A 5,102-nucleotide genomic window follows, 5' to 3' on the forward strand; every position below is an offset into this window, starting at 1 on the left:
GGGGGCGGTGGGCGCGGGGCGCTGGAAGTCGCTCATCGGACGCGGCTCTCGGTGGCCTCGTCGGGGGACCGGGCTCGGGAGCAGGGGAAGCGGCTATGTCACCAGGCGGGGGTGGGAGATCCGTCAGACGGGCCTCCGAAAGCGCTCCGAATAACAGTACGGTAACGAGCGGCGCGTGTCACGCCCGATCGTGTCCGTCTGTGATCGCTAGACCGCCTAGGAAGTGGTCCCCGGTGCGTAATCGGGCGCATCCGGAAGGCCGAAGGCGCGCTCGAGCGTCTCGATGCCGGAGTCGTGCAGGTACCCGGAGAGCTGGGTCCCGACGTACCGCAGGTGGTACGGCTCCGACTCGTACCCCGTGATCGGAGTGGCGTCGGGCTTGTAGCGCACGAGGAAGCCGAAGCGATGGGCGTTGGCGCCGACCCACTGCCCCTCCGGAGTGTCGCCCCAGCAGATCTCGAGCGCGCACGCGCCCGACGCTCCCACCACGTCGACCGCCCAGCCGGTCTGGTGCTCGCTGTGCCCCGGGCGCGCACTCGTCGCATCCGCTCCCGCCTGCCCGCGCGAGGACACCCAGCCCGCGTAGACGCTGACCTGGGTGTCGTAGGAGCGGTAGGCGCTCTGCACCGCCAGCGAGAGGCCGGCCTCGGAGCGGGCGGCGGCGAAGAGCGGGACGAGGGCGTCCGCGGTCGCCTGGCGCATCGGCTGCCGGTTGACGTAGGGCACGTCGGGGAAGGTCAGGTCGGCGGGGACGTAGTCGACCGGCGCGAGCGTCCGCAGCTTGTTGACGACGACCCAGGTGCTCGCCGGGTCGTCGACGGACTGCGCGGTGAGGTCGATCCCGGAGGCGGTGGGAGTGGGTGTGGGAGTCGGAGTGGCGGTCGGCTCCGCTGTGGGCGCCGAAGTGGTCGCGGCGGCGGAGGGCGACGGAGCGGGCGGCGCCGTCGAGGGGGTCGGCGAGGGCGCCGGCGCTCCGTTCCCGATGGCGGCTCCGACCCCCAGCGCGGTCAGGCCCGCCGCGGCGGCCACACCCCCGATGACCAGGGCTCGGCGGCGGACGGGGCGCCCATCGGTCGGCTCGTTCTCGTTCGACGTCATCCTCCGAGCCTAGACAGACCCGTTCCTGCGCATCTGCTGAAGCACCGGCGATCGGTTCTGTCCACCCGTGCCCCTCCACGCGGGTCGCGCATATCCTCTAAGGATTCACATAAGCAGACCCCCTAGCTTGAGTGACAGCCACGACTCCGTGTGCGACCGCCCCCTCGGCCGCACGGCCCCCCACGGAGCCGTCGATGGAAGGACCCCATGCTCCGACCCCTCACCGCACCCTCCGTCCCTCTCGCCGCCCTCGCTCGGACGCTCGAGATCGGCGACGAGGGCGGCCTGACGGCCGAGATCAGCGGAGTGACGCTGATCGCCTCCGACGTCGAGCCCGGCGACCTCTTCGTCGCCCTGCCCGGGGTCAACCGCCACGGGGCCGAGTTCGTCGAGCAGGCCGTGGCCCGCGGCGCCTCCGCCGTGCTGACCGACACCGCGGGCGCCGATGCCGCGCGCGCGACGGGTCTGCCCGTCCTCGTGGTCGACGACCCCCGCTCCCGCCTGGGCGCCGTCGCCGCCGCCGTCTACGGGACGGCCGAGCGCTCCCCCGTGCTGCTCGGCGTGACCGGCACCAACGGCAAGACGTCGACCGTCCACATGCTCGAGGGGATCCTCCGCCAGCTCGGCGTCGTGCCCGGCCTCAGCTCGACCGCTGAGCGTCACATCGGCGACACCTCGGTGACCAGCGGCCTGACCACCCCGGAGGCGACGGAGCTGCACGCGCTCGTCGCCCGCATGGAGGAGGAGGGCGTCGGCGCGGCCGCGATCGAGGTCAGCGCCCAGGCGCTCACCCGCCACCGCGTCGACGGCGTGGTCTTCGACGTCGCCGGCTTCACGAACCTCAGCCACGACCACCTCGACGACTACGGCGACATGGACACCTACTTCGGCGAGAAGGCCCAGCTGTTCCAGCCCGATCGCGCGCGCCGGGCCGTCGTCTCGCTCGACTCCCCCGCGGGCGCGCGCCTCGTCGAGGTCGCCGGCGTGCCGGTCACCACGATCACCTCCCTCCCGGGCGTCGACGCCGACTGGACCGTGACGGTGCTCGAGCAGGAGTTCGGCCGCACCCGCTTCCGGATCGGCAACCGCGAGGGCCGTGCCATCACGACCTCCGTCCCGATCATCGGCACCCACATGGCCGCCAACGCCGGACTGGCGATCGTGATGCTGATCGAGTCCGGTCGGCCGATCGGCGAGATCCGCGCCGCGCTGCACCGCGACGGCGGAGTGGACGCCTCCCTCCCCGGCCGCACCGAGCGCGTCTCCGGCGACCGCGGCCCCACGGTGTACGTCGACTTCGGACACAGCGCCGACGCCTTCGCCCGCACCCTGGAGGCCGTCCGCGAGGTCACTCCCGGCCGCGTGGTCATGGTGTTCGGCGCCGACGGCGACCGGGACGCGCTCAAGCGCCCGGCCATGGCCGGAGCCGCCGTCCTGGGCAGCGACGTGCTGGTCGTCACCGACCACCACCCGCGCTTCGAGGACCCGGCCTCGATCCGGCGCACCCTCGTCGACGCCGCCCGCGCCGCCCGTCCGGACGCCGAGATCCACGAGGTCGACGACCCCAAGCGCGCCATCCGCGTCGCCGTCTCCCTGGCGCACGAGGGCGACGCCATCCTCTGGGCCGGTCCTGGGCACCAGAACTACCGCGACATCCTCGGCGTGCGCACGCCGTACTCTGCCCGAGCCGAGGCCCGCGCAGCGCTCCGTGAGGCCGGCTGGGCGGACGAGGCGGTCCCCGCTCCGGCCTGATGCACGGCCCCGGCACGGCGGCCCTGAGATCCCGTTCAGGCTCGCCGGACGCTCTGTCGCGCTCTCCGCACGCGGTGTAACTTTGCGCAGCACGCAACGTTTGCGGCGGATCGCCGTGCCTGGACGCGTCCGCCAGACAAGGGGACCACCGTGGCCGACTCCGCCTCCGCTCCATCCGCTCCGACCTCGACGCCGTCCGGCGCCGTGATGTCGCACCGGCAGATCCTGTTCGTCATCTTCGGGCTGATGGCGGGGATGTTCCTCTCCTCGCTCGACCAGACCATCGTCGGCACCTCGATGCGCACCATCGCGGACGACCTCGACGGCCTCTCGCAGCAGGCGTGGGTGACCACCGCCTACCTGATCGTCTCGACGATCGCGACGCCGATCTACGGCAAGCTCTCCGACATCTTCGGACGCCGCCCGCTCTACCTGATCGCGATCGTGCTGTTCCTGATCGGCTCGACGCTCGCCGGCTTCTCGACCTCGATGCTCGGCCTCGCGGGCTTCCGCGCCGTGCAGGGCCTCGGCGCCGGCGGACTCATGTCGCTCGCGCTCACGGTGATGGGCGACATCCTGCCCCCGCGCGAGCGCGCCAAGTACCAGGGCTACTTCCTGGCCGTCTTCGGGATCTCCAGCGTCGTCGGACCGCTCATCGGCGGCCTGCTCGCCGGCACCCCCGAGATCCTCTTCATCACCGGCTGGCGCTGGGTCTTCCTGATCAACCTCCCGATCGGCGCCGTCGCGCTCTTCATCGTCGTGCGGTTCCTCCACCTGCCCAAGCCCGCCGGCAAGCGCTCGGTGCGGATCGACTGGTGGGGCGCCTCCCTCGTCGTCATCGCCGCGGGACCGCTGCTGCTGATCGCCGAGCAGGGCCGCGAGTGGGGCTGGGGCTCGCCGATCGCGTGGGTCTGCTACATCGTCGGCGCGCTGGGCGTCATCGGCTTCATCGCGGCCGAGCGGATGATGGGCGACGACGCGCTCATCCCCCTCAAGCTCTTCCGCTCGCCGACCTTCTCGATGGCGACCGTGCTGGGCGTCCTCGTCGGCTTCGGCATGTTCGGCGGCATGATGGCGATCCCGCTGTACCTGCAGCTGGTGAACGGCGCCACGCCGACCGAGTCCGGCTTCCTGATGCTGCCGATGATCCTCGGCCTGATGATCGCCTCGATCGTCTCGGGTCAGATCATCTCGCGCACGGGCCGCTACCGCGCCTTCCCGATCGTCGGCACGTTCCTGATGTCGGCCGCGTTCTTCTACTTCACCTTCGTGACGATCGACAAGCCGGTGATCTTCATGATGGGCGGGATGCTGATGCTGGGCCTCGGGCTCGGGCAGATGATGCAGACCCTCACCCTGGCCTCGCAGAACTCGGTCGACGTGGCGAACATGGGAGTCGCGACCAGCGCCTCCACATTCTTCCGCCAGATCGGCGGCACCCTGGGCACCGCCGTGATCTTCTCGGTGCTGTTCAGCCGGATCCCCGACACCATCGCCGCGGCCTTCGAGAACCCGGCGCTCGCGGCGGATCTGCAGCGGGCCGCCACCGACCCCGCCGTCGCCGCGGACCCGGCCAACGCCGGGATCCTGAAGCTGCTGCAGTCGCAGGACACCGCCGCGATCGGCTCCGCGCTCGACGGGGACACGTCGTTCCTGAACACCGCGGACCGCGCCCTGTCGGCCCCGTTCCTGACCGGGTTCAACGACGCGACCGTGACCGTGTTCCAGGTCGCGCTGGGCGTGGTCCTGCTGGCCTTCGTGCTCTCGTGGTTCCTCAAGACCCCGCCGCTGCGGGCGAAGTCGGCCATGCAGGAGGCGCACGACCTCGCGGCCGAGGACAGCGCGGAGGAGCTGCGCCGCACGGACCCGCAGCTGGCCGCGCGCGCCGGGGCCGACCTGGCCGCGGGCAGCATCGAGCCGGACGTCCGGACGGACTCGATCCGCACCGCTCCTCCCCGCGACGGGCACGGCGCCCACCGGGCCTGATCGGGAAGCGCCGGCCGACCGCGTCCTGCGCTCCGCTCCTCCCCTCCGAGGCGCCGCCTCCGCCGCCCGGACACCGCCCTCACCGCGGTGTCCGGCCGGGGAGGCGGCGCCTCGCGGTCGTCCGGGGCACGATGTCCCGCGTTCCAGGGCGAGAGAGCGCTCCACCGGGGCTCTAGGATGGTCGGACCGCTGCCGAAGGAGTCCGCAATGAGCGCCGGGTTCTCGAAGGCCGCGGCGATGGTGTCGGGGATCCGGCTGAACAGCAC

At 72.1% G+C, this 5,102-nt stretch carries 3 protein-coding genes; 2 read left to right on the forward strand and 1 reads right to left on the reverse strand.

Features of this window, described 5'->3' with window-relative positions:
* Positions 1 to 216: 216 nt before the first annotated feature.
* Positions 217 to 1,098 carry a D-alanyl-D-alanine carboxypeptidase family protein gene (locus C5C99_RS16490; RefSeq protein ID WP_104226215.1) on the reverse strand — a complete coding sequence of 294 codons (882 nt, stop codon included), beginning with the start codon at positions 1,096 to 1,098 and terminating at the stop codon, positions 217 to 219.
* 207 nt (positions 1,099 to 1,305) lie between these two features.
* On the opposite strand from C5C99_RS16490, the gene C5C99_RS16495 reads away from it, so the two are divergent.
* Positions 1,306 to 2,850, forward strand: coding sequence for a Mur ligase family protein (locus tag C5C99_RS16495; RefSeq protein WP_104269404.1), 1,545 nt, complete (start codon positions 1,306 to 1,308; stop codon positions 2,848 to 2,850).
* Positions 2,851 to 3,057: 207 nt separating this feature from the next.
* Entirely contained in the window at positions 3,058 to 4,836 is a 1,779-nt protein-coding gene (locus C5C99_RS16500; protein ID WP_104340429.1) for an MDR family MFS transporter, read from the forward strand.
* The last annotated feature ends 266 nt before the right edge of the window (positions 4,837 to 5,102 follow it).

The sequence above is a fragment of the Rathayibacter sp. AY1C4 genome (assembly GCF_002932195.1).
Lineage (GTDB): Bacteria > Actinomycetota > Actinomycetes > Actinomycetales > Microbacteriaceae > Rathayibacter.

Coding starts and splice junctions, on each gene's coding strand:
- C5C99_RS16490 (WP_104226215.1), bottom strand. CDS start 1,098: ATGACGTCGAACGAGAACGAGCCGACCGATGGGCGCCCCGTCCGCCGC.
- C5C99_RS16495 (WP_104269404.1), top strand. CDS start 1,306: ATGCTCCGACCCCTCACCGCACCCTCCGTCCCTCTCGCCGCCCTCGCT.
- C5C99_RS16500 (WP_104340429.1), top strand. CDS start 3,058: ATGTCGCACCGGCAGATCCTGTTCGTCATCTTCGGGCTGATGGCGGGG.